Genomic DNA, 22,074 nt, shown 5'->3' on the forward strand with positions numbered 1-22,074 from the left:
GGACAAGGCTTCGACGCTGGATGCGGAAAGACGCGCGCCGAACCGCCGAGGCGGTATCGGCCATCGCCCTCGGGGAACGTCGGCGCGCTACATCCGCACGCTGAACGACACAAATGCGCTGCGCCCCGGCGCGGGCGAGAACATCGGCTGGGCCTCTTCCCAGAAGAAGCTGTCGTACCAGGCGTAGGCGTACTCGCGCCCGGTCACGTTCTTGATCTGGACGTCGACCCGCATGCGTGGATTGATCTGGTACTTAGCGCTCAGGTCGAGCACCGCGAACTTGCCGAACTTTTCGGTCACGTTGCGCTCTTCGAGGTAGTAATCCCCCTGCGCGCGCGCCTGCAGACCGAGCGCGAGCGCGTCGCTGGCCTGGTAGTCCACGCCGAGGTTGCTGATCGTGCGCGGTGTCGCGGCAACCTCGTTGCCTTCGATCGACAGGCCGGCCGCGCGGCCGTCGCGTTCGATCTTCGCTTCCTGGTAGGCGTGCGAGGCCCAAAGCGTCCAGTCCTCGCCAAGACGCGCGTCGAACTGCGCATCCAAGCCGCGGCGCCGTGTCTTGCCCAGCACCACGGTCGTGCCGGTGGCCGGCATGTTGGAGACTTCGTTCTCCGCATCCTGCTGCCACACCGCGATACGCGCCTGGCTGCCGGCGAATGGACTGAACTTGACGCCCGTTTCCATGCCGGTATTGGTCGAGGGACGCATCTCCATCTGGCCGGGCGTGAGGTAGGCGGGCGCGGTGGAGCCGGTGAGCACCTGGAACGTGCGGCCCCAGTTGGCGTAGACATTCGTGTCGGGCGACAGCGCATAGACCACGCTGAGCTTGGGCTGGCCGATGGTGCCGTAGTCCTGCAGCGGTGCACGCACGCCGTCCGGCAGCTGCGTGGCGCCGTCGAAGCGGTCCACCCGGTAGGCCGGCACGATCTTCAGCGCATCGATCGGCTGGTAGATCGCCTGCACATAGCCGCCGACGTTGTCGAAGGTGTGGAAGTCGTCGTTCTGCACGCGGGCCGGGGGCGCATTGAAATCGGTCGGCTCGACGTAGTTGAAGCGCTCGCGGACATAGCCGTTGTGCTGCTGCTCGTAGTTGGCGCCGCCCTCGAGGGTGAGTGTGTCGCTGGCCACCCAGGTCAGCGTGGCGAGCATGCCGGTCTGCTTCTCGTCCCAGCTGCGGCGCTGCCGCGGCGCGTTGCCGGTGGGCAGGTCGCTGAAGGTGACCCGGCGGTCGTCCTCGTAGCGGTTGTAGTAGAACTTGGTCCCGAACGCGACGTTGTCCGCGAGCTTGAGATCCATGTGCAGGCCGATCTGGCGCATGTCGCGGTCGTCGCCATCGTTCGCGTTGCGCCGCTCGGAGCGGCGCCGGTCGGCGGCCAGTTCCTCGGCGGTCATGAAGCCGGGCTCCTCGGCGTTCTGCTTGTAGGCGCGCGCGGTCAGGCCGATGCGCATGCCGTCGTCGAGGCTGCCGTAGAACCACTTGCCACCGAGCGAATACTTCTCGGACGCGTCGTGATCGCGATACCCGTCCGATGCCTGCACGCCAATGAAGTAGTTCTGCGCGAAGTCGCCGTGTTCGCGTCCCACCGCGATCTGCGCCTCGCGCGTGTCGAAGCTGCCGTAGGTCAGTCGCGCATCGGTGTAGTCGCCACCCTGGCGCGTGCCGAAGTTGATGTTGCCGCCGATGTTGTGCAGGCCGTAGCGCGGATCGTTGGTCCCGCGCACGACTTCGATGTAGTCGATCTCCAGCGGAAACAGCATGTCGATGAAGCGCTGGTTGCCGCTGTTGACGTTGCTGGGGATGCCATCGATCAGCGTCTTGATCGCGTTGAGGTAACCCTCCCCATTGAACGCGCGAAAGCTCACCTTGCCGGACTCCGCGCCTTGGCGGGTTTCGGTCAGCTGCATGCCGGGCATCTGCCCCAGCAGCTCCCAGCTTTGCGTCACCGTCTTGTCTTCGATCTGTTCGGCGCCGAGCACATCGACCGAAGTCAGGACTTCATGGGCGGTCAGCTGGCCGCGGGTCTGGTGCACGTGCACGGTGCCCATCGTGGTCGCGGCGTTCTGGGACTGTGCCTGGGCGAGCGGTGCGCTCAGGGTCGCGACGGTAGCGAGGATCGCGGCGGTGAGAGGGCAACGCTTCATGACGGACGGGGGCCTGCTGAACGGGGCCGGCACTCTATCATGTAATAACATTACATTTAGCGTGGATCGGGGGGTTCCGGGATCACCTGCGATCGCGATCTGGCAGCGCGATGGACGGCGACGCTGCATCACCGGCGGTTCGGCGCAGGTCGGTTATGCTGCAACGCAACATCCAACGCTCGCCCACGTGTCCGCCATCCACGCGAAACCGTCCCAACCCGATCCCCATGATGCGGCCGAAGCCGCCGCTGCCGTGGCCGTCGCTGCGCCGGAGGCCTCGCCGCAGCGGCATACGCTGATCGAGGACGTACAGGGCCTGGTCTTGGCCAGTCTGGTCGGCGCGCTGGGGATGTCGATCCTCGCGACGGGCGGCCTGCTGGTCGGCGGCATCGCAGGCGTGTCGCTGCTGGTGCACTACTCGACCGGTTGGAACTTCGGCCTGCTGTTCGTGCTGATCAACCTGCCGTTCTACTGGATCGCGGTGCGGCGCATGGGCTGGGAATTCACTCTCAAGACCTTCCTCGCGGTCGGCGTGACCGGCTTTGTCGCCGACGCGATTCCGCGCTGGGCGCCATTCGAATCGATGCATCCGGCGTTTTCGGCGATCTTCGGTGGTGCGCTCGTCGGCATGGGCATCCTGTCCTTCATCCGCCATCGCGCGAGCCTGGGCGGTGTGGGCATCGTCGTCGTCTGGCTGCAACGCAGCCGCGGCTGGAGTGCCGGCAAGCTGCAGATGGGGTTCGATACCGTGCTGATGCTGGTCGCCCTTGCGATCGTGCCGCCGGTGCAGGTTCTCTACTCGACCCTTGGCGTGCTGGTGCTCAATCTCGTGCTGCTGTTCAACCACCGGCCCGGGCGCTACATGGGCGCCTGAGACCGGTGGGTGCGGGCCTGAAGCGTGACGCGCCGGTATCCCCGGGCCATCGCGGGGCGCCGATGGATGTTCAGGCATCCGCACCTAGACTCGGCGGCATCGACCCTCCCGGTCCATGGAAGCCCTGCAATGCGCCGACCTGTCCTGACGTCCTTGCTGTGTCTCGCACTCGCCGCGCCGGGCCTGTCGTCCGCGCAGCAGTACGAGATCGATCTGTCGCGACTCGACCCGGCCGCGGTGCTGTCGACCGGTGGCGATGTGTTGCGACGCGCGTCGGTGCAGTCGGTCGACGACCTGTTCCAGGCGGTGCTGCATGCGTCCCGCGAGCCGAAGGAATCGCGCGCGCTGTGTGCACTGTTCGAGCCCGATGCGCGTCGCGATCTCGCCGCATTCCAGCGCACCGTCGACACGCTCGGTCCGGCCAGTCGCAACCGCTTCGCCAACGCCTTCACCAACGTCGCGATGAGTGGTCTGCAGGGACAGCCGCAGCCCTATGATCCCGCGGTCGCGCAGCAGGTACTGCGCTCGGCCGCCATCACCGCCACGCTGCTGCACGACGGCTTCATGCTCGGGCTGACCTCCACCGGCACCGACGAAGCGAGCCGCCAGGCACGTTGCCGCTCGTTCCGCCAGGTCGTCGACGTGCTCAAGGACCAGCCGCAGCCGCAGCGCGTGCTGGCGACGCGGTGGTTGCTCAACGAGGGGCTGACGCTGGTCGCGGACGGACAGCCGCCGTCGGGTTGATCCGTCGCGCCCATGGGACGCGTGCCGTGTCGGCTCAGCCGACCTGTGTCAGCCAGTCTTCGAGGTTGTAGTAGTTCGTGACGCGCGCGATGCGGCCGTCGCGGATGTCGAAGAACGCACCGCCCGGCAGCACGTATCGCTGCCCGGTCGCCGCCGGCAGGCCGGCATCGTCGGCCACATATTCGCCATGCACCACGTATTCGGCGGCCGCCCGCGTCCCGTCGGACGATGCCAGGACGACGATGTCTTCCAGCCGCTCGCGATAGCTAGTATCCATGCGCCGCATGAAGGCGGCGAAGGCCTCGCGTCCGGTCTCACGCGCGCCCTGGTTGAGATCGTGCGCAACGTCGCCGGTCAGCAGCGCGAGCATCGCGGCACGGTCGCCGGCGTTGAACGCGGCGTAGTAATCGCGCACCAGCTGCAGCGTGGTGGCCTGCGCGGTTGCGGTCATCGGGGCAGTCTCCTCTGGGCCGCGTCCCACAGGTCGCGATGGAAAAAGTACACCTCGCGCAGCAGGAATTCGCGTTGGGTGCGGAACGTGCGGAACCGGGTGGACGGCGTGGGCGATCCCAGTGCATCGATGCCGAGTGCCTTGCTGGCGCGCAACGCGCGGGCCATGTGCAGCGGATCGCTGACGATGATGACGCGGTGCAGACGGTGGTCCTGCAGCAGGCGCCGGGTTTCGACGAGGTTTTCCTGTGTCGTGCGCGAGCGCGATTCGATCAGGATCGCGGATTCGGGAATGCCGTTGCGCAGCGCGTAGCGACGTGCGACCTGGGATTCGGAGAACCGCGCCTTCGCGCCACCGTAGCCGCCGGTGAAGATCAGCGTCTTCGCATGGCCGGCGCGATAGAGGTCGAGGCCGTGATCGATACGGGCTTCGAACACCGGCGACGGCTGCGCGTCGTAGGCGGCCGCGCCCAGTACCACGATGGCGTCGGCCGGACCGGCCTCGTCGCGATTGCCGACGTGCACGATCCACGCCGCCACCCCCAGCAGCCAGATCGCCAGCAGCAGCACCAGCCAGACCAGAAGACGGAAAAAGCGTCGCACGGGGCCGCGTTTGCGTGTCATGGAAGCCATGGGGCCGTCACGACAGCCACGGCAGACGATCGGGATCCACATTGCCGCCGCTGAGCACCAGGCCCACGCGCAGCCCCACGAAGCGCGCGCGATTGGCGAGCACCGCGGCAAGCGTGATCGCCGACGACGGCTCGACCAGCTGCTTGGTGTGGACTGCGATCCGGCGCATGGCTGCCACCGTGTCGGCGTCGTCCACGGCGATCACCTCGACCGGCGTGCCGTCGCTGCTGCGGTGGGCGTGCAGGATGTCGAAGTTCGGCGCACCCAGCAGGCCACGCAGGCCATCGCAGATGGTGTCCGGCGCGAGTTGCTCGACACGCGCGCCGGCCTGCAGCGAGCGCAGCGTGTCGTCGGCGCCGCGCGGTTCGGCCAAGACCAAGCGGGTCGTGGGCGAGGCGACCTGCAGGGCCAGCGCCGTGCCCGATGCCAGCCCGCCGCCGCCCACCGGGACGACCAGCACGTCCAGCGGCCCCGCCGCGTGCAGCAGCTCGAGCGCCGCCGTGCCCTGGCCGGCGATGACATCGGCGTTGGCATAGGGATGGATCAGCGTCGCGCCGGTCTGCACACGCAGCCGCTCGCAGGCAGCCTCGCGCGCGGCCAGGGTCGGCGCGCAGTGGTGCAGCACCGCGCCGTAGCCCGCGATCGCCGCCAGCTTCGCCGCCACCGCGCCTTCCGGCACGACCACGTGGCAGACCAGGCTGCGCGCCGCGGCGGCCAGCGCGAGCGCGGCGCCATGGTTGCCCGAGGAGTGGGTGACCACCCCGCGGCCGGCGGCCTGGTCGCCCAGCGACCACACGGCATTGCTGGCGCCGCGAAACTTGAATGCGCCCGCGCGCTGCAGATGTTCGGCCTTGAAATGCAGCGTGCAGCCCGCCGCGTCGTCGAGCGTGCGGGCCCGCAGCACCGGCGTGACATGCGCCCGGCCGGCGATGCGCGCGGCCGCTGCAAGCACATCGTCCGGTGTCGGCAGGGAAATCGTCTCCGTCATGGTGCAAGCGTAACGGAGCGACCCCGGGGATTCACAGGCCGGACGCGGAATGAAGCGGCCCGCGCGCGCCGGGCACGCTTAAGGGCCGATTCAATGCCGTGGGCGGATGGTGGACCTCTGATCGACAGGGGACCGACATGATCCGCAAGGCTTTTCTGCTCGTTGCCTGCATGACGCTGGCCGGCTGCACCACCTACGGCTATCGCGGCGGCAGTGGCGATTACTACTACGGTTCGCCCGGCACCACATATCGCCACTATGGCGCGCCCTACGGCAGCCTCGGTTATGGCCGCGGCTATGGCTGGTATGGCGGGGCAGGCTACGGCGTGCCTTACGGCCGCTACGACGCCTGGAACCGCTATCCCTACGGCTACGGCGGCGGCTACTACCGTCCGCCACCGGTCATCGTGCGCCCCGTGTATCCGGGGCGACCCGGCGGACATCGCCCGGATCGCCCGCCCTATGGGCATGGCCGTCCGGACGGCCCCGGTCGTCCCGGCTGGGGGGATGGTCGCCCCGACAGGCCCGGCGTCGGTCGGCCTGACCGGCCGGATCGCCCGGGTTTCGGTCGTCCCGATCGCCCGGACCGTCCAGGCGTAGGCCGCCCGGACGGCCCCCGCCCCGGCTATGGCGGACGTCCGCCGAGCCGCGGCGATGCCGATCGTCCAGGTCGTCCCGGCAGTGGCTGGGGCGGTCGCCCGCCGCGTGGCGAGGGGCAAGCGCGTCCGGAGTCGCGTCCCGGAGGCCAGCGCCCCGGTCGTCCCCAGGGGCAGCCGCGATCCGATATCCAGCGCCCGCCGCCGCAGCGTGCGCCACAGGCGGTGCCGGTCAGTCGTCCGCAGCCGGCCCGTACCGAATCGCGTCCGAGCCCGCGCGGCGAAAGGCGGACTACGGTCACACACCGGGAAGTCGAGCCGTTTTAAGGCTTGCGCTGGGTGGGGCGGCGGAGGAAGCTTGCCCCTGAGTGACCGGATGCGTCGGTTTCCGACGAAAAGGTCACACTAGCTGTCGACTCCCGGCGGGGGGATACCGGATCCCCCCTGTTCCGCCTCCGTCGGGTGTCGGCTCTTGATCGGCGTATCTCTCCCCGAGATGCCGATCACGAGCCGCAAAAAGATGGGGCCGGATGTCCCCCGACATCCGGCCCCGTGCTTCCCCGCAGCGTACTTGGCCAGCCCTGTTCCAATTCCGGCCGCGCCCCCCTTCTCGACGCTTGCCGCTGCGGGTGCCACGTCACGCACGCAGAAACTGTGCCAACTCTGGCGCGGTGGCTGCCGCGGACGCCGAACTCGCGGATAATCGCTGCCATGCCCAACGATTTCCACAGCTACGACGTCATCGTCGTCGGCGGCGGCCATGCCGGCACCGAAGCCGCGCTCGCATCCGCGCGCGCCGGTGCGCGCACGCTGCTGCTCACCCACAACGTCGAGACCATCGGCGTGATGAGCTGCAATCCGGCAATCGGTGGCATCGGCAAGGGCCATCTGGTGCGCGAGATCGACGCCCTGGGCGGCGTGATGGCGCGCGCAGCGGACGCGGCCGGCATCCAGTGGCGCCGGCTCAACGCCTCCAAGGGCCCGGCCGTCCGCGCGACACGCTGCCAGGCTGATCGCAATCTCTACCGCGCGTTCGTGCGCCGCGCAGTCGAAGCGCAGCCAAACCTGACGATCTTCCAGTCCGCAGTGGACGACCTGGTCATCGAAGGCGACGCCGTGCGCGGCGCGATCACCCAGACCGGCCTGCGCTTCGAGGCGGCCGCCGTGGTGCTGACCGCCGGCACGTTCCTGGCCGGGCGCATCCACATCGGCGAAGCGCAATCGGCCGGTGGCCGCGCGGGCGATCCGCCTGCCGCGACGCTTGCCGCGCGCCTGCGCGAGCGCCCGTTCGTCGTCGATAGGTTGAAGACGGGCACGCCGCCGCGCATCGACGGCCGCACGCTCGACTACGCCGCGATGACCCTCCAGCCGGGCGATGATCCGCGTCCGGTGTTTTCCTTCATGGGCAGCCGCGACGACCATCCGCGCCAGGTGCCGTGCTGGATCACCCGCACCACCGAACGCACGCACGACATCATCCGCGGCGCGCTGCACCGCTCGCCGATGTACTCGGGCCAGATCGAAGGCATCGGCCCGCGTTACTGCCCGTCGATCGAAGACAAGGTGGTGCGCTTCGCCGACAAGGACAGCCACCAGATCTTCGTCGAGCCCGAAGGTCTCGATGTCGCCGAGATCTATCCCAACGGCATCTCGACCTCGCTGCCGTTCGACGTGCAGCTCGCACTCGTGCGCAGCATCGTCGGCTTCGAGAACGCGCACATCACCCGCGCCGGCTACGCGATCGAATACGACTTCTTCGATCCGCGCGGGCTCAAACACACGCTGGAGACGCGCGCCGTCGCGGGCCTGTATTTCGCCGGTCAGATCAACGGCACCACCGGCTACGAGGAAGCCGCCGCGCAGGGCCTGCTCGCCGGCGTCAATGCCGCGCGCCAGGTGCGTGGCCTCGATGCCTGGAGTCCGCGCCGCGACCAGGCCTACATCGGCGTGCTGGTCGACGACCTGATCACGCACGGCACCAAGGAGCCCTACCGCATGTTCACCAGCCGCGCCGAATACCGGCTGCAGCTGCGCGAGGACAATGCGGACCTGCGGTTGACCGAAGCCGGCCGCAGTCTCGGTCTCGTTGATGACGCGCGCTGGGCGCGCTTCGAGATCAAGCGCGAAGCCGTCGAGCGCGAAACTGCACGGCTGCGTGGCTTGTGGGCGTCGCCGCGGAACGCGATCGGCCACGACGTCGTCGCAACGCTGGGGATCGAGCTGCGCCGCGAGAGCAACGGCATCGACCTGCTGCGTCGCCCCGAACTCGGCTACGCCGACCTGATGCGCGTCGAAGCGATCGGCCCCGGCGTCGAAGCGCCCGATGTCGCCGAGCAGGTCGAGATCGAAGCCAAGTACTCGGGTTACCTCGACCGTCAGCGCGTCGAGATCGAACGCCAGCAGCGCCAGGAAACCACCGCGATCGCGCAGGATTTCGACTATGCGCAGGTGCGTGGCCTCTCCGCCGAGCTCGCGCAGAAGCTGATCCAGGTGCGACCGCTGACCGTCGGCCAGGCGCAACGCATTCCCGGCATGACGCCCGCCGCGATCTCGCTGCTTCTCGTGCATCTGGAACGCGCACGGCGCACGCGCGCGGCCTGAGCCCGGGAGGCTGCGTCGAGGACGCGGCGACCGATCTGGTGGGTGGCTGCAATCGCGTCGCCTCACGAGAGCACATCAGTCGATCATCCGATGTTCCGCACCGCTGTGGTCCCGTATGGACTTCGACCGAGCAGGACGACAGCAATGACGAACAGTTCCGTACGTGTGGGCGCGTGCATCGCGGTCATCGTCGGCATCGCGTACTGGTCCGCCGTATCCGGGATGACAGGGGGCGGCGAACCCTGGGACGTCGCCGCGTACTGGACGCTGGTGTATCCCGGCGCGTTGCTGGTCTCCGCAATCCTCGGATTCGCGATGCCAGTACGCGCGTGGCTCTGGGGATCCATCGTCGTGTTCGCGCAGGTGCTGGTCGTGATCGCGGTATCGGGGGTGGGCCCGCTGCTGATGGCCGGCGTGCTGTATGCCGCAGTGCTGTCGATTCCTGCGGCGCTGGTCGCTGCAGTTTCCGGGTGGATCCGGAGTCGCATGTCTCGGATGGATCGGCGCTGAGGCGACGTATCACGTGTCAATGATCTTCGGTGAAGCGCCGGCCGGCGCCAGCACGAGCAGCAGCGTTGCAGCGCTAACGCCACTATCGCAGTGCATTCGGGCACCTCAACGGGTTTCGACGTCCGGAATGCCGGGCACGCCGCGGCGGATCGCGCGGGAGAAGTCGGCGTCGCGATCCGCCGCGCGCGCTCGGTCCGTGATGCGACCGGCGGCTTCCAGCCGGGCGAATGTGCCCTGGCCGGCGAGTCCGCCATGCGCATGCGCGTACTGCCCGAACCAGCCCGACAGCAGCAGCCGGATGTCGAGCGGCAGGCCCGGCGCGATATGCCGGGCGACGTCGAAGACGATCGTCGTGCAGTTGCTGGTCACCGTGTTGTAGAAGCGGGGCGCCTGCTGCAGCGTGCCGGCTTCGTCCACATAGGCGAGGAACAGCGTGCGCAGCTGTTCGCGCGGAATCGCCAGCCGGTACAGATACACATCCTCGTCGCGCACATTGCTGCGCACCCGCACGATGTCGCGCTCGTCGGCGGCGATCAGTACCGCTTCGAACTGCTTGAAGAAGCCACCGATGGCCGAGAACGATTCGTGGCGCTCCTTGCGGATTTCCAGCGAGAACACCACGCGGCTGCCGTCGTCGAAGCCGAACGAGACCAGCGTGTGCGCGATCGCCGGGCCCATCCAGTACGACATCACCAGATCGGCGGAGGCCAGTGTGTCGAGATCGTAGGTGCGCGTCTCCCAGCGCGGCGCCGGATCATCATTGCGGGTCCAGTCGAAGTTGCGCACGTTGCGCAGGGTCACGCGGCTGCCGTCGACCTGCGCATCGAGCAGGCGCGCGACATCGTCGGCCCAGTCGCGGTCCTGCAGCGGCAGCACGGTCTGCCACCAGCCGAGCAGCGCCAGTGCGGCGATCAGGGCGGCGCCCAGCACGCGATCGCGTCGCGGCCCGGCCATGCGGCCCGCCAATGCCCGCAGCGTCGCGATGCCGAGCAGGCCCCACAGGATCAGCCACAGCCAGCGCAGCGGCGCCTGGTACGACAGCGCGCCGATGCCCCACAGCACGAACCCACCCACTGCCACGCACAGCAGCACGTGCAGCACCCGACGCAGCGCGACGCGCGCCGTGACCATCAGGACACGGCGCCGCGCGCGCATCGGGCGCAGTGGCGCATCGGCAGGCAGTGGCGACGTAAGGGCATGCAGCGATTGTGGTGCAGGACGGTGCGGGGCCGGTAGCGGCGTCCGTCACCCGCGGCGCTGTAGAACGTCGGCCACACAGTCCACGGAGTCACCCGAATGGCCAGGAAGAAGACCCTCAAGCTGGCGACGTTCAACGTCAACGGCATCGGGACGCGCCTGCCCAACCTGCTCGACTGGCTGGCGCACGAGGTGCCTAACATCGTCGCCCTGCAGGAGCTCAAGGCGTCCGACGAGGCCTTCCCCGCTGCCGAGCTCGAAGCGGCCGGCTACGGCGCCATCTGGCACGGGCAGCGCGCCTGGAACGGCGTTGCCCTGCTCGGGCGCGGCGTCGAACCGGTGGAGAGCCGGCGCGGCCTGCCGGGCGATCCGGACGATGCGCAGAGTCGCTACATCGAGGCCGCGGTACACGGCATCATCGTCGGCGCGCTGTACCTGCCCAACGGCAACCCGCAGCCGGGCCCGAAGTTCGATTACAAGCGCGCGTGGATGCAGCGCCTGCAGCGGCATGCGAAGACCCTCGTCGATCTGGAATATCCCGCCGCGCTGGTCGGCGACTTCAATGTCATTCCGACCGACAACGACGTCTACGACGCGAAGGCCTGGAAGAAGGATGCGCTGATCCAGCCGGAGGTGCGGCAGGCCTATTCCGAGCTGCTCGCGCAGGGCTGGACCGATGCGCTGGCCGAGGTGTTCGGCGACGAACAGGTCTTCACCTTCTGGGATCACTTCCGCCAGCACGCCGAGCGCGACCGCGGCCTGCGCATCGACCATCTACTGCTCAATCCCGTGCTGGCGGAACGCCTGGAATCGGTGGGCGTCGATCGCTGGGTGCGACTGGAGCCGCGCGCCAGCGATCACGCGCCCACATGGGTCGAACTGCGTTGCTGACCCACGGCACCCACGCGCGACGGGCTCTGCCGATCCGCAGGTGATCTCAGCCGGGCGTCACTGCGACGCCCCGGCGCAGCTCGCCGGTCAGCGGCCCCGGGCGCGTGCGAACGCGTCGGCCAGTGCATTGTTGCTGGGCGCGGCCGCGGTCTGCGGTGGTTTGCCGCCGGGACGTCCGCTACGCGGACCACCCGGACCTCGGCTGGCATTGCGATCCTCCCGCGATTCGCGCGCCGGCTTCTCGCCCGGCACATCGTCGAGCCGCCGCGTCAGCGCGATGCGCTTGCGCAGCACGTCGACCTCCAGCACCTTGACCTTGACGATGTCGCCGGCCTTGACCACGTCGCGCGGATCCTTGACGAAGGTGTCCGACAGCGCCGAGATGTGCACCAGGCCGTCCTGGTGCACGCCGATATCGACGAACGCACCGAACGCGGCGACGTTGCTGACCACGCCTTCGAGGATCATGCCGACCTGCAGGTCCTTGATGTCCTCGACGCCGTCGGCGAACTGCGCCGCCTTGAACTCCGGACGCGGATCGCGGCCCGGCTTCTCCAGTTCCTTCAGGATGTCGCGCACGGTCGGCACGCCGAACGTCGCGTCGGTGAACTGCTCGGGCTTGAGCGAGCGCACGAACGCGCCGTCGCCGATGATCTGCTTCACGTCGCGGCCGCTGCTGCCGGCGATGCGCTCGACCACCGGATAGGCTTCCGGGTGCACCGAGGACGCATCCAGCGGCTCGTCGCCGTCGGCAATGCGCAGAAAGCCCGCGCACTGCTCGAAGGTCTTCTCGCCGAGGCGCGGGACTTTCAGCAGATCCTTGCGGCGCTTGAACGGCCCGTTCGCATCGCGGTGCACGACGATGTTCTCGGCCACGCCGGCCGACAGGCCCGCCACGCGCGCAAGCAACGCTCCGGATGCGGTGTTGACGTGCACGCCGACCGCGTTGACGCAGTCCTCGACGCGCGCATCCAGCGCACGCGCCAGACGGTACTGGTCGACATCGTGCTGGTACTGGCCGACGCCGATCGCCTTGGGATCGATCTTGACCAGCTCGGCCAGCGGATCCTGCAGGCGCCGCGCGATCGACACCGCGCCGCGGATCGATACGTCGAGGTTCGGGAATTCTTTCGCAGCCGTTTCCGACGCCGAATACACCGATGCGCCGGCTTCGCTGACGACGATCTTCTGCAGCTTGAGTTCCGGTGCCAGCTTGATGACATCGGCGGCGAGGCGGTCGGTCTCGCGCGAGGCCGTGCCGTTGCCGATCGCGATCAGCTGCACGCCGTGCTGCGCGCACAGCGTGCGCAGCGTGTGCACCGACTGGTCCCACTGCTTGCGCGGCTCATGCGGATAGATCGTGTCGGTGGCGACGAGCTTGCCGGTCGCATCGACCACCGCGACCTTGCAGCCGGTGCGGATGCCCGGATCGAGACCGAGCACGGTCTTCGGGCCCGCAGGCGCCGCCAGCAGCAGGTCCTTGAGGTTGTCGCCGAAGACGTTGATCGCCTCGGCCTCGGCCTTCTCGCGCGCCTTGCCGAACAGATCGATCATCAGATGCAGATGGATTTTCGCGCGCCATGCGAGGCGACAGGCGTTGAGCAGCCAGGCGTCGGCATTGCGACCCTGCGCGGCGATGCCGGCATGGCGCGCGATGCGGCCTTCGGCATAGGCGTTGCCCTGTTCGGGATCGGCGCCGGGCTCGAGCTCCAGGGTCAGGAACTCTTCGCGGCGGCCGCGGAACAGCGCGAGCAGGCGATGCGAGGGAATCTTCGCCAGTGCTTCGGCATGGTCGAAGTAGTCGCGGAACTTCTCGCCCGCGGTTTCCTTGCCGCTCGCGACCTTGGCGCGGATCACGCCGTTGGCGTCCAGCCAGTCGCGCAGTTCGCCGAGCAGCGCCGCGTCCTCGCCCCAGCGTTCCATCAGGATCGCGCGCGCGCCTTCGAGCGCCGCCTTGGCATCGGCGAAGCCTTTCTCCGCGTCGACGAAGCCGGCGGCGAATTCCTCCGGCACCTGGGTGGGATCGGCCAGCAGGCCGTCGGCCAGCGGTTCCAGTCCGGCCTCGCGGGCGATCTGCGCGCGCGTGCGGCGCTTCTGCTTGTACGGCAGGTACAGATCTTCCAGCCGCGCCTTGCTGTCGGCGGCTTCGATATCGGTGCGCAGTTCGGCGGTGAGCTTGCCCTGCTCGTCGATGCTGGCGAGGATCGCCGCGCGGCGGTCTTCGAGCTCGCGCAGGTACGACAGGCGCGTTTCGAGATCGCGCAGCTGGGTGTCGTCGAGCCCGCCGGTGACTTCCTTGCGATAGCGCGCGATGAACGGCACGGTCGCACCTTCATCCAGCAGCGCAATCGCGGCGATCGCCTGCGCGGGCTGCGCGCCGATTTCGGCGGCGATGGTGTCGGCGATTCGACGGGCGAGGGCGGCATCAGGCTTGGACATGGGTTCCACACGGGCTCGCGGCAGCAGCGCCGCGCGGCGATTGTGGCAACCCGGTCCGGTCGGCGGTACCCGTTGACAGATGCACCGGTTGGCAGTCCGTAGGCGCGCACTTGCGCGCGATCAAGCTGTCGCGCTCAAGCCGTTCGCGCGCCCACAGGCAGACGGATGTACCGTTACGGCCGCCGGCGCCAGGGCAACGGAATCTGGAACAGCATCAGCGCGATCCACGCCAGGCGGCTGGAGCCGCTTTCGCGCGTGGCCGGCAGCGGCGCGTCCGCTTCGGGATCGTCTTCGGCGCCGAGCTGGAATTCGCCGGCATCGAGCCGCCGGATGATGTCCTGCGCCTGTGCCAGCTGGTCATTGCGCACGTGCAGCTTCACGCCGCCGATCGCCAGCCGCCATTCCCAGTTCGCCAGCGCCATGTTCGCATCGCCCAGGTGCACGTCGACGCCCTCGGCCTGCAGCAGACCGCAGGCGATCTGCGCTTCGATCGGGTCGGCGTAACGGGCGACGATGACGCTCATGGGCGGGTGTGTGGACGCGCGTACATGCGTGGAAGGGTACGCTTACGCACTGAATCCGACGCTCACGTGGAGCCTGGTGCATGTCTGCTTTCGATCGTCCCGCACGCCGCTCGCGCCTGCGCAACGTCCTCGCGGTGTCGACCGCTGCACTGCTGCTCGCCGCCTGCGGCAGCGACGCACCCGAGCAGGCGGCGGCGCGCACCGCGACCACCGATGTGACCGCGCCCAGCGAGATCGTCGACTGGGCATTGCCGGAAACCGGCGCAGGTTCGGCATCGCCCGATCTCGTCGCCGGGCCCGACGGTGTGCTGATGCTGAGCTGGGTGAATTCGCGCGAAGGCCGCCGTCACGTGTTCCAGTTCTCGCGCTTCGATCCCGCGCAGCAGCGCTGGCGCAATGCGCCGACGACGATCGCGATCGGCAACCGCATGTTCGTCAACTGGGCCGACACGCCGCACGTGCAGGCCACCGCCGACGGCGCGCTGTGGGCGCACTGGCTGCAGAAGAACGGCGATGCGCCGTACGCCTACGATGTCGCGCTGGTGCGCTCACGCGACGGCGGCGCGAACTGGGGCGCCTACACCGTGCCGCACGACGACGGCACCCAGACCGAACACGGCTTCGTTTCGATGTGGCCCCAGGGCGACGGTATCGGCATGGCGTGGCTTGATGGTCGCAACACCGTCGGCGCGAGTCACGAAGGCCACGATTCGCCGGCAGGCCATGCCTCGCCCGGCGAAGGCCGGCCGATGACGCTGCGCGCCGCGAATTTCGACGCGACGCTGCGCAAGACCGGGGAGCAGGAAGTCGATGCCAGTGTCTGCGATTGCTGCCAGACGGCGGCCGCGGTCACCGCGCAAGGGCCGGTGCTGGTCTATCGCGGACGCAGCGATGGCGAGGTGCGCGACATCATGGTCACGCGCCGCGAGGGCGACAGCTGGACGACGCCGACCGTGGTGCATGCCGACAACTGGGTGATGCCGGCCTGTCCGGTCAATGGCCCGGACGTGGCGGCACTGGACACCGGCGTCGTCGTCGCCTGGTACAGCGCGCAGAGCGGCACGCCGCAGGTGCAGATCGCCCGCAGCGACGATGCCGGCACCAGCTTCGCCGCGCCGGTCGTGCTCGACAGCGACGCGGCCGTGCAGGGCCGCGTCGCCGTGGCGCTCGACGGCCAGCAGGCCTGGGCCATGTGGCTGCGCGAGGACGCGAATGGTGCGCAGTCGTTGTGGCTGTCGCGCCGCAGCCTGGATCTGGCCACCGAGTACGAACGCCTCGAGGTCGCGCGCCCGCAGGGTCGCGGCCGCGGCACCGGTTTCCCGCAGCTGCAAGCGGTGGAGGGGCAGGCGTATGTCGTGTGGACCGATGTCGTCGACGGCGCACCGACACTGCGCGGCGTGCGCGTATTGCGCTGACGGAAGACGCTGTGCAACGGCGCCGCCGTCCGCGTCGTGGCAGGCATCGTCAGCGTGCGCTGACGCACATTCAGCGCAGTCGCTAATACGCTGCGCCGCAGGCGCGGCATGAACGCGGCTGGCTCGCGCTGCTGTCACCCGGCTGCGCGCACCGTAGGTACAAGACCTCTTCCGGATCTTCCGTGCCTCTTTCTTCTCCCACGCCGCAGTCCGCGGCGACGATCGCGTGTGCGCCAGCCCTGGACGTACTCGTCCGCGATGCGATGGCGCGCCATCCCGCACTGCCGCTGCCAGGCCATGGCGACACGCTGATCCGCTGGCGTCGCCTGGCAGAGATCGCGGCGCAGGACGTGTGCGGCATCAAGGTACTCGAGGCGCATTACGACGCGCTGGCGATCCTGACCGAGCTGGGTGCGCCGGAACGCGCGCTCGAGGGCGCGTTGCTGCACGCCGTCTGGGCCGCGGAGCCGCCGGATGCGCGGCTGGAGTTCACGCCGGGCGCGGACGGCATCGGCACGCTCAATGGCATCAAGGCCTGGTGCTCGGGTGCGGACCTCGTCGACGCGGCGCTGGTCACCGCGCATGACGGTGACGTGCGCGTGCTCGTGCAGATCATGCGCGATGCACCGGGCATCACGCCGATGCCCGGGCACTGGCAGGCGGTCGGCATGGCGCGGGTCGACAGCGGACGTCTGTCGTTCCAGAACGTCGCAGCGGTACAGATCGGCGCCGCTGGTGACTACCTCGCACGGCCCGGCTTCTGGCACGGCGGCGGTGGCATCGCCGCGTGCTGGTTCGGCGCCGCGACCGCGATTGCCGAGACGCTGCGCCGCGATGCGCGCGCGGCCAACAGTCCGCATGCGATGGCGCATCTGGGCGCGATCGATATGGCGCTGTCCGCGGCCGCGAGTCTGCTGCGCGAGACCGCGGCCGCGATCGATCTGGAACCCGATGCGCCACACGCCACGGCGATCACCCGTGTGCGCAGTGTGGTGGAGCGCGCGGCCACCGACGTCATCGACCGCGTCGGACGCGCACTCGGCCCGGGCCCGCTGTGCGAGGACGGTGCCCACGCGCAGCGCTGCGCGGACCTGACCACCTTCCTGCGGCAGAGCCACGCCGAGCGCGACTGGGCGGCACTGGGCGCGGCGGCGCAAGGCCGGGAGGCGACGTGGCAGCTGTGAGTCCGGCGTCGCAGCCGGACGCGCCGCGGATCGCGGGCGACGGGGTTCCGGAATCGGCATGGCAGCGCTCGGCATGGCTGGCCGCGCTGCCGGCCTCGTCTGCGCAGGACTGGCTGGCTGGCGTTTCGCGGTTGGTGGTCGTGTCGCCGCATCCCGACGACGAGGCGCTGGGATGCGGCGGACTGATCGCCACCGCGCGGGCGATCGGCCTGCCCGTGCATGTGGTCTCGGTGACCGATGGCGAGGCCTGTTATCCGGATTCACCGGCGTGGCCGGCGCAACATCTGCGCGCCGTACGCCGACGGGAGCTCGAATGTGCGCTGGCGATACTCGGCGTCGAGATCGATGCGATCGACACGCTCGACATCGGCGACGGCCGGGTCAGCGAACGCGAATCCGCCCTGGTGCATGCACTCGCGCCCGTGCTGCACACCGGCGACCGGGTGCTGACGACCTGGCGCGGCGACGGTCATCCCGATCACGAAGCCACCGCGCGCGCGGTCGAAGGTGCGGCGGTGGAGCGCGGTGCGAGCGTGGTGCAGTTTCCCGTCTGGGCCTGGCACTGGTTGTCGCCGGATGCGCCGGTCTCGCCACTACCGGGCGCACGACGCCTCGCGCTGACACCTGCGGCACGCCGCGCCAAGGCCGCCGCGCTCGGCTGCTTCGCCTCGCAGTTGCACGACGACAGAGCCGGCATGCCGGCGCCGATCCTGCCGCCGCACGTGCTCGAACGTTTCGATCGCGATTTCGAAGTGGTGCTGCCATGAGCGCCGCCACACCCGGCGAATACTTCGACGCGATCTACGCGCAGGACGATCCCTTCGGGTACCGCGAGCGCTGGTACGAGGCGCGCAAGCGCGCGTTGCTGCTCGCGAGCCTGCCGGCGCAGCGGTTCGGCCGCGTCTGGGAAATCGGCTGCTCGAACGGTGAGCTGACCGCCGAGCTCGCGACGCGCTGCAACCGGCTGATCGCGACCGACCTCAACGCCCGCGCCGTCGCACTCGCCACCGAGCGCACGCGGCTGCACGGTCATGTCGACGTGCAGCAGGCGCGCCATCCGGACATCTGGCCCGACGGGCTGTTCGATCTGATCGTCTTCAGCGAAGTGGGCTATTACCTCGACGCCGACACATTGATCCAGATGGCGCGCAAGCTGAAATCCAGCCTGCGCGACGATGGCGTGCTGGTGGCCTGCCACTGGCTCGCACCGTTTGCGCAGGCGCCGCAGTCTGGTCGCGACGTGCATCGGCTGCTGCGCCGTGAACTCGGCATGCAGCGTGTGTTCGGGTATGGCGATGCCGATGTACGACTCGACGGCTGGGCCGTGCGCGCCGAATCGGTTGCGCAACGGGCGGGATTGCGATGATCGGCGTCGTCATTCCCGCGCACAACGAGGACGCCTGCATCGCCGCGTGCCTGGCGTCGGTGCAGACGGCCGCGCGACATGCCGCGCTCGGCGGCGAGGCGGTGGAGATCGTCGTGGCGCTGGATCGCTGCAGCGACCGCACCGCCGATATCGTCGCCGACCATGGCGTACGCAGTGTCGTGCTGCACGACGGCAATGTCGGTCGCGCACGTGCCGCAGGTGCGGCCTGCGTCATCGGTCTGGGCGCGCGCTGGGTGGCCTGCACGGACGCCGATTCGCGCGTGCCGCAGGACTGGCTGGCCTGCCAGATCGCGTGTGCGGCCGATGCGTTCTGCGGCATCGTGAGCGTCGACGACTGGCTCGATTACGACGAGACCGTTCGCCGCGAGTTCGGCGTTCCCGAGGCCCAGCACGATGGTCACCCGCATGTGCACGGGGCGAACATGGGATTCAGTGCGCAGATGTATCTGCGTTGCGGCGGTTTCCCGCCGCTGGCGGCGCATGAAGACGTCGCGATGGTCGCCGCGCTGCATCGCGCCGGCGCCGACATCGCGCGCCGGGCCACGCCCGTGGTGCTCACCAGTGCGCGTCGTGTGGCGCGTGCCCAGGGCGGATTCGCCGATTACCTGCTCGCGCTCGAGGCACGGACGCGCCAGCTCGCGGCGCCGATGCTGAAAGCCGCCGAGCAGGACTTCGGCCTCGGTTCTGACATGCACTCTGCTTGAGGAATCGAGGTGTGCCGCTGGCGACACCCTGCGCGGTCCCGTCGCAGATGACTCCGCCGGATTCACGTACGGTGGATCCGGCGCCCCCGAGAATGAAGCTTCGAGATCGTGGAGACACGGATGACCACCTACACACTTCAATACGACATGGGTCTGCGCTTCTGGGTGCTCACCGACACGCAGGGCCAGACCGTGGCGACCTATCTGAGCCGTGCGACCGCACTGCGCGACGAGGTGGTACGTGGGGTGGTCGAGCGCGGCTGCATCCTGCGCATCCGCAACGCCGATGGCACGTACGAGCCCTCGGATACGCCTGTACCGCCAACGGCCGACGCGGCTGCAGTGGCCGTGTCAGCGGCGCCGCTACGCGCCACGGGTACCGCTGCCGCCTGAGTCCGGGCCCCGCTGCCATCCAAAAAAAGCGCGTGCGTACCATTCGGTCCGCACGCGCTTTTCGTTGTGCTCGCGGCAACGTCGCGAGATCGATGCAGGACCGGGCTGCAAAACGCCTGCGGCGACGGCTTCAAGACGCCAACGGGCGCGCGCCACACGGCGGCGCCCCGACCGCACGCGGGCTCAGGCCAGCATGCGTACCTTCTTTTCGCGAGCCCACTGACGCGTCTTGGCCTGAGTGATGAAGTCCTTGATGTCGGCAGCGTCGAGAACGCCGGCATCCTTGGCGATGCCACCCGCTTTGAGCACCGCCTGCGCGCCCGCATCGGCGGCGATGGCCTTCAGATGACCGAACGCATCACGCACCCAGTCGACGGCCGCCGCCTCTCGCGACAGCTGCTTGCCGGCATCCGCCGACAGCACGACCGCGACCGCATCGAACACCGTCGACGGCGTACCGGCGAGCTGCCCGTCGGCCGGCAGGCGCTTGCCGTCGGACAACTTGGCACCGCCGAGCTTGGGCGCGACGATCTTGACCATCGCGCCTGCGCCCTCTGCCGCCTTGCGCAGCGCCTTGATCGCGGCGGCATCGGAGCCGTCATGGACCAGGATGCCGACGCTGCGGCCCTGCAGGGTGTCGCGCATGCGGTCGATGATCCGCAGCGCCGGCGAGACCGGCATGTCCTGCGGCGCCACGCGTGCTTCCGGTGCAGGCGGTAGTGCATCCATGCCCAGGCCATCGGCGACTCGCTGCGCGAGTGACGGATCGACGTGGCGCAGATGGCCGACGACGGCCTCGCGGACATGTGCGGTCTCGACCTTCGACAGTTCGAACACCAGCGCGCTGGCCATGTGCGCCTGCTCGATCGCGCTCTGGCTGCGGAAGAACATGCGCGCCTGGCTGTAGTGGTCGGCGAAGCTCTCGGGCCGCACGCGGCCCTTGACGCCGTCGTCGACGGTCGCGTGGTGCCGGTACCCGGCCTCGCGCGACGCACGCGGGCTGTCGCCCTGCAACGAGCTGGGCTCGTAGTTCACCCGCCCCTTCGGCACCTGCATCTGCATGTGACCGTCGCGCTGGTGGTTGGCGAACGGACACTTCGGCGCATTGACCGGAATCTGGTGGAAGTTCGGGCCACCCAGGCGCGAGAGCTGCGTATCGAGATAGGAGAACAGGCGGCCCTGCAGCAGCGGATCGTTGCTGAAATCGATGCCGGGCACGATGTTCGCCGGGCAGTAGGCGACCTGTTCCGTCTCGGCGAAGAAGTTGTCCGGCCAGCGGTCCAGGGTCATGCGGCCGATGACCTGCAGCGGCACCAGTTCCTCGGGAATCAGCTTGGTCGCATCGAGATGGTCGAACGGGAACGCGTCGGCCTCTTCCTCGGTGAACAGCTGCACCGCGAGATCCCATGCGGGGAAGTCGCCTGCCTGGATCGCCTCGAACAGATCGCGGCGGTGGAAATCGTTGTCGGCGGCCTGCAGTTTCAGCGCCTCGTCCCACACCGTCGACTGGATGCCCAGCGTCGGGCGCCAGTGGAACTTCACGAAGGTGCTGTTGCCGTCGGCGTCGAGCAGACGGAAGGAGTGCACGCCGAAGCCTTCGATCGTGCGCAGCGAGCGCGGGATCGTGCGGTCGCTCATCGCCCACATGATCATGTGCATCGCTTCTGGCGTGAGCGAGATGAAATCCCAGAACGTGTCGTGCGCGCTGCCGGCCTGCGGATAGCCACGGTCGGGTTCCATCTTCACCGAGTGCACCACGTCCGGGAACTTCATCGCGTCCTGGATGAAGAACACCGGGATGTTGTTGCCCACCAGGTCCCAGTTGCCTTCCTGGGTATAGAACTTGACCGCGAAACCACGCACGTCACGCGGCGTATCCACCGAACCGGCGCCGCCGGCCACGGTCGAGAAGCGTGTGAACACCGGCGTCTTGGCGCCGACCTCGGTCAGCAGGCGCGCAGTGGTGTACTGCGACAGCGACTTGGTCAGCTCGAACGTGCCGTGCGCGGCGCTGCCGCGGGCATGGACGATGCGCTCGGGAATGCGCTCGTGGTCGAAGTGGGTGATCTTCTCGCGGAGGATGAAATCCTCCAGCAGCGCCGGGCCGCGCGGCCCGCCGGACTTCAGCGAGTTCTGGTTGTCGGCGATCGGGATGCCCTGATTCGTCGTCAGCCGGGGATGCGTGCCCCCGGCCTGTTGCTGCAGTTCGTCACCGTCGCCGCGCAGGTCGGTGGCCTCGCGCGCGGGCTTCTTGCCGGTGGACGGCGGATTGCGGGACGAGGCGGGGGCTGGCGTCTTGCTGGCCATGGGCAGGGCTCCGGGGGATGACCATGCAGGGTGGGCGCGCGTTCGTGAGCGCGCCGTGCAATGCGCGTATTCGGGTTCGACGACGGGCGCGCGACGGG

At 68.9% G+C, this 22,074-nt stretch carries 20 protein-coding genes; 12 read left to right on the top strand and 8 right to left on the bottom strand.

The window, feature by feature from the left end; translation table 11 throughout:
* Positions 1-87: 87 nt before the first annotated feature.
* Positions 88-2,139 carry a TonB-dependent receptor gene (locus tag AC3IRM_RS00630; RefSeq protein ID WP_489204416.1) on the bottom strand — a complete coding sequence of 684 codons (2,052 nt, stop codon included), beginning with the start codon at positions 2,137-2,139 and terminating at the stop codon, positions 88-90.
* Positions 2,140-2,392: 253 nt separating this feature from the next.
* Between AC3IRM_RS00630 and AC3IRM_RS00635 the strand changes: the two genes are divergently transcribed.
* The gene (locus tag AC3IRM_RS00635) at positions 2,393-3,013 is read left to right on the top strand and encodes a YitT family protein (RefSeq protein WP_489205961.1); all 621 of its coding nucleotides are present in this window, start codon (positions 2,393-2,395) and stop codon (positions 3,011-3,013) included.
* Positions 3,014-3,142: 129 nt separating this feature from the next.
* Positions 3,143-3,757, top strand: coding sequence for a hypothetical protein (locus AC3IRM_RS00640; RefSeq protein WP_489204417.1), 615 nt, complete (start codon positions 3,143-3,145; stop codon positions 3,755-3,757).
* Between the two features lie 34 nt (positions 3,758-3,791).
* Here the strand turns inward: AC3IRM_RS00640 and AC3IRM_RS00645 are convergent, their stop codons facing one another.
* From AC3IRM_RS00645 to AC3IRM_RS00655, 3 genes are read right to left on the bottom strand one after another with little or no spacing between them, the layout of a single operon-like run.
* Positions 3,792-4,208 (bottom strand): ketosteroid isomerase-related protein, encoded by a 417-nt coding sequence (locus tag AC3IRM_RS00645; protein WP_489204418.1) that lies wholly within the window; start codon positions 4,206-4,208, stop codon positions 3,792-3,794.
* The gene (locus tag AC3IRM_RS00650; RefSeq protein ID WP_489204419.1) at positions 4,205-4,831 is read right to left on the bottom strand and encodes a YdcF family protein; all 627 of its coding nucleotides are present in this window, start codon (positions 4,829-4,831) and stop codon (positions 4,205-4,207) included. The genes AC3IRM_RS00645 and AC3IRM_RS00650 overlap by 4 nt, the downstream gene beginning before the upstream one ends.
* A gap of 16 nt (positions 4,832-4,847) precedes the next feature.
* Positions 4,848-5,828 carry a pyridoxal-phosphate dependent enzyme gene (locus AC3IRM_RS00655; protein WP_489204420.1) on the bottom strand — a complete coding sequence of 327 codons (981 nt, stop codon included), beginning with the start codon at positions 5,826-5,828 and terminating at the stop codon, positions 4,848-4,850.
* A gap of 137 nt (positions 5,829-5,965) precedes the next feature.
* Here AC3IRM_RS00655 and AC3IRM_RS00660 point away from each other — a divergent pair, with 137 nt between their 5' ends.
* The 3 genes from AC3IRM_RS00660 to AC3IRM_RS00670 all read left to right on the top strand — a co-directional run bounded on the left by AC3IRM_RS00660 (position 5,966) and on the right by AC3IRM_RS00670 (position 9,535).
* The gene (locus AC3IRM_RS00660; RefSeq protein ID WP_489204422.1) at positions 5,966-6,751 is read left to right on the top strand and encodes a hypothetical protein; all 786 of its coding nucleotides are present in this window, start codon (positions 5,966-5,968) and stop codon (positions 6,749-6,751) included.
* A 384-nt stretch (positions 6,752-7,135) separates the two neighbouring features.
* On the top strand, positions 7,136-9,025 hold the full coding sequence (mnmG, locus tag AC3IRM_RS00665; protein WP_489204423.1) for a tRNA uridine-5-carboxymethylaminomethyl(34) synthesis enzyme MnmG: 1,890 nt from the start codon (positions 7,136-7,138) through the stop codon (positions 9,023-9,025).
* A 144-nt stretch (positions 9,026-9,169) separates the two neighbouring features.
* Entirely contained in the window at positions 9,170-9,535 is a 366-nt protein-coding gene (locus tag AC3IRM_RS00670; RefSeq protein WP_489204424.1) for a hypothetical protein, read from the top strand.
* 105 nt (positions 9,536-9,640) lie between these two features.
* Here the strand turns inward: AC3IRM_RS00670 and AC3IRM_RS00675 are convergent, their stop codons facing one another.
* Positions 9,641-10,690, bottom strand: a complete 1,050-nt coding sequence (locus AC3IRM_RS00675) for an Lnb N-terminal periplasmic domain-containing protein (protein WP_489204425.1) — start codon at positions 10,688-10,690, stop codon at positions 9,641-9,643.
* Positions 10,691-10,831: 141 nt separating this feature from the next.
* On the opposite strand from AC3IRM_RS00675, the gene xth reads away from it, so the two are divergent.
* A complete protein-coding gene (gene xth / locus AC3IRM_RS00680; RefSeq protein ID WP_489204426.1) occupies positions 10,832-11,623 on the top strand; it encodes an exodeoxyribonuclease III in 792 nt (263 codons plus the stop codon).
* An 87-nt stretch (positions 11,624-11,710) separates the two neighbouring features.
* Here the strand turns inward: xth and AC3IRM_RS00685 are convergent, their stop codons facing one another.
* Both AC3IRM_RS00685 and AC3IRM_RS00690 read right to left on the bottom strand, forming a co-directional pair.
* Positions 11,711-14,062: a Tex family protein gene (locus AC3IRM_RS00685; RefSeq protein ID WP_489204427.1), complete on the bottom strand. Its 2,352-nt coding sequence runs from the start codon at positions 14,060-14,062 to the stop codon at positions 11,711-11,713.
* 173 nt (positions 14,063-14,235) lie between these two features.
* Complete coding sequence (locus AC3IRM_RS00690) at positions 14,236-14,586, bottom strand: putative signal transducing protein (RefSeq protein WP_489204428.1); 351 nt, start codon at positions 14,584-14,586, stop codon at positions 14,236-14,238.
* 80 nt (positions 14,587-14,666) lie between these two features.
* Here AC3IRM_RS00690 and AC3IRM_RS00695 point away from each other — a divergent pair, with 80 nt between their 5' ends.
* The 6 genes from AC3IRM_RS00695 to AC3IRM_RS00720 all read left to right on the top strand — a co-directional run bounded on the left by AC3IRM_RS00695 (position 14,667) and on the right by AC3IRM_RS00720 (position 19,669).
* Positions 14,667-16,001: a sialidase family protein gene (locus tag AC3IRM_RS00695; RefSeq protein ID WP_489204430.1), complete on the top strand. Its 1,335-nt coding sequence runs from the start codon at positions 14,667-14,669 to the stop codon at positions 15,999-16,001.
* A 182-nt stretch (positions 16,002-16,183) separates the two neighbouring features.
* Complete coding sequence (locus AC3IRM_RS00700; RefSeq protein ID WP_489204431.1) at positions 16,184-17,185, top strand: acyl-CoA dehydrogenase family protein; 1,002 nt, start codon at positions 16,184-16,186, stop codon at positions 17,183-17,185.
* Complete coding sequence (locus tag AC3IRM_RS00705) at positions 17,173-17,952, top strand: PIG-L deacetylase family protein (protein WP_489204433.1); 780 nt, start codon at positions 17,173-17,175, stop codon at positions 17,950-17,952. Before AC3IRM_RS00700 ends, AC3IRM_RS00705 begins: the two co-directional genes overlap by 13 nt.
* A complete protein-coding gene (locus AC3IRM_RS00710) occupies positions 17,949-18,551 on the top strand; it encodes a class I SAM-dependent methyltransferase (protein WP_489204435.1) in 603 nt (200 codons plus the stop codon). Before AC3IRM_RS00705 ends, AC3IRM_RS00710 begins: the two co-directional genes overlap by 4 nt.
* Entirely contained in the window at positions 18,548-19,276 is a 729-nt protein-coding gene (locus AC3IRM_RS00715; protein ID WP_489204437.1) for a glycosyltransferase family 2 protein, read from the top strand. The genes AC3IRM_RS00710 and AC3IRM_RS00715 overlap by 4 nt, the downstream gene beginning before the upstream one ends.
* 120 nt (positions 19,277-19,396) lie before the next feature.
* Entirely contained in the window at positions 19,397-19,669 is a 273-nt protein-coding gene (locus tag AC3IRM_RS00720) for a hypothetical protein (RefSeq protein WP_489204439.1), read from the top strand.
* Between the two features lie 183 nt (positions 19,670-19,852).
* On the opposite strand, the gene AC3IRM_RS00725 is transcribed toward AC3IRM_RS00720, so the two are convergent.
* Complete coding sequence (locus tag AC3IRM_RS00725) at positions 19,853-21,976, bottom strand: catalase (protein ID WP_489204440.1); 2,124 nt, start codon at positions 21,974-21,976, stop codon at positions 19,853-19,855.
* Between the last annotated feature and the right edge of the window lie 98 nt (positions 21,977-22,074).

The sequence above is a fragment of the Luteimonas sp. KH_071 genome (genome assembly GCF_057838005.1).

Bases quoted from the DNA above. Each gene is read 5' to 3' on its own strand.
- AC3IRM_RS00715 (WP_489204437.1), top strand. From the start codon at position 18,548: ATGATCGGCGTCGTCATTCCCGCGCACAACGAGGACGCCTGCATCGCC.
- AC3IRM_RS00725 (WP_489204440.1), bottom strand. From the start codon at position 21,976: ATGGCCAGCAAGACGCCAGCCCCCGCCTCGTCCCGCAATCCGCCGTCC.
- AC3IRM_RS00630 (WP_489204416.1), bottom strand. From the start codon at position 2,139: ATGAAGCGTTGCCCTCTCACCGCCGCGATCCTCGCTACCGTCGCGACC.
- AC3IRM_RS00685 (WP_489204427.1), bottom strand. From the start codon at position 14,062: ATGTCCAAGCCTGATGCCGCCCTCGCCCGTCGAATCGCCGACACCATC.
- AC3IRM_RS00695 (WP_489204430.1), top strand. From the start codon at position 14,667: ATGTCTGCTTTCGATCGTCCCGCACGCCGCTCGCGCCTGCGCAACGTC.
- AC3IRM_RS00655 (WP_489204420.1), bottom strand. From the start codon at position 5,828: ATGACGGAGACGATTTCCCTGCCGACACCGGACGATGTGCTTGCAGCG.
- AC3IRM_RS00690 (WP_489204428.1), bottom strand. From the start codon at position 14,586: ATGAGCGTCATCGTCGCCCGTTACGCCGACCCGATCGAAGCGCAGATC.
- AC3IRM_RS00670 (WP_489204424.1), top strand. From the start codon at position 9,170: ATGACGAACAGTTCCGTACGTGTGGGCGCGTGCATCGCGGTCATCGTC.
- AC3IRM_RS00710 (WP_489204435.1), top strand. From the start codon at position 17,949: ATGAGCGCCGCCACACCCGGCGAATACTTCGACGCGATCTACGCGCAG.
- AC3IRM_RS00660 (WP_489204422.1), top strand. From the start codon at position 5,966: ATGATCCGCAAGGCTTTTCTGCTCGTTGCCTGCATGACGCTGGCCGGC.
- AC3IRM_RS00675 (WP_489204425.1), bottom strand. From the start codon at position 10,690: ATGCGCGCGCGGCGCCGTGTCCTGATGGTCACGGCGCGCGTCGCGCTG.
- xth (WP_489204426.1), top strand. From the start codon at position 10,832: ATGGCCAGGAAGAAGACCCTCAAGCTGGCGACGTTCAACGTCAACGGC.
- AC3IRM_RS00650 (WP_489204419.1), bottom strand. From the start codon at position 4,831: ATGACACGCAAACGCGGCCCCGTGCGACGCTTTTTCCGTCTTCTGGTC.
- AC3IRM_RS00645 (WP_489204418.1), bottom strand. From the start codon at position 4,208: ATGACCGCAACCGCGCAGGCCACCACGCTGCAGCTGGTGCGCGATTAC.
- mnmG (WP_489204423.1), top strand. From the start codon at position 7,136: ATGCCCAACGATTTCCACAGCTACGACGTCATCGTCGTCGGCGGCGGC.
- AC3IRM_RS00720 (WP_489204439.1), top strand. From the start codon at position 19,397: ATGACCACCTACACACTTCAATACGACATGGGTCTGCGCTTCTGGGTG.
- AC3IRM_RS00640 (WP_489204417.1), top strand. From the start codon at position 3,143: ATGCGCCGACCTGTCCTGACGTCCTTGCTGTGTCTCGCACTCGCCGCG.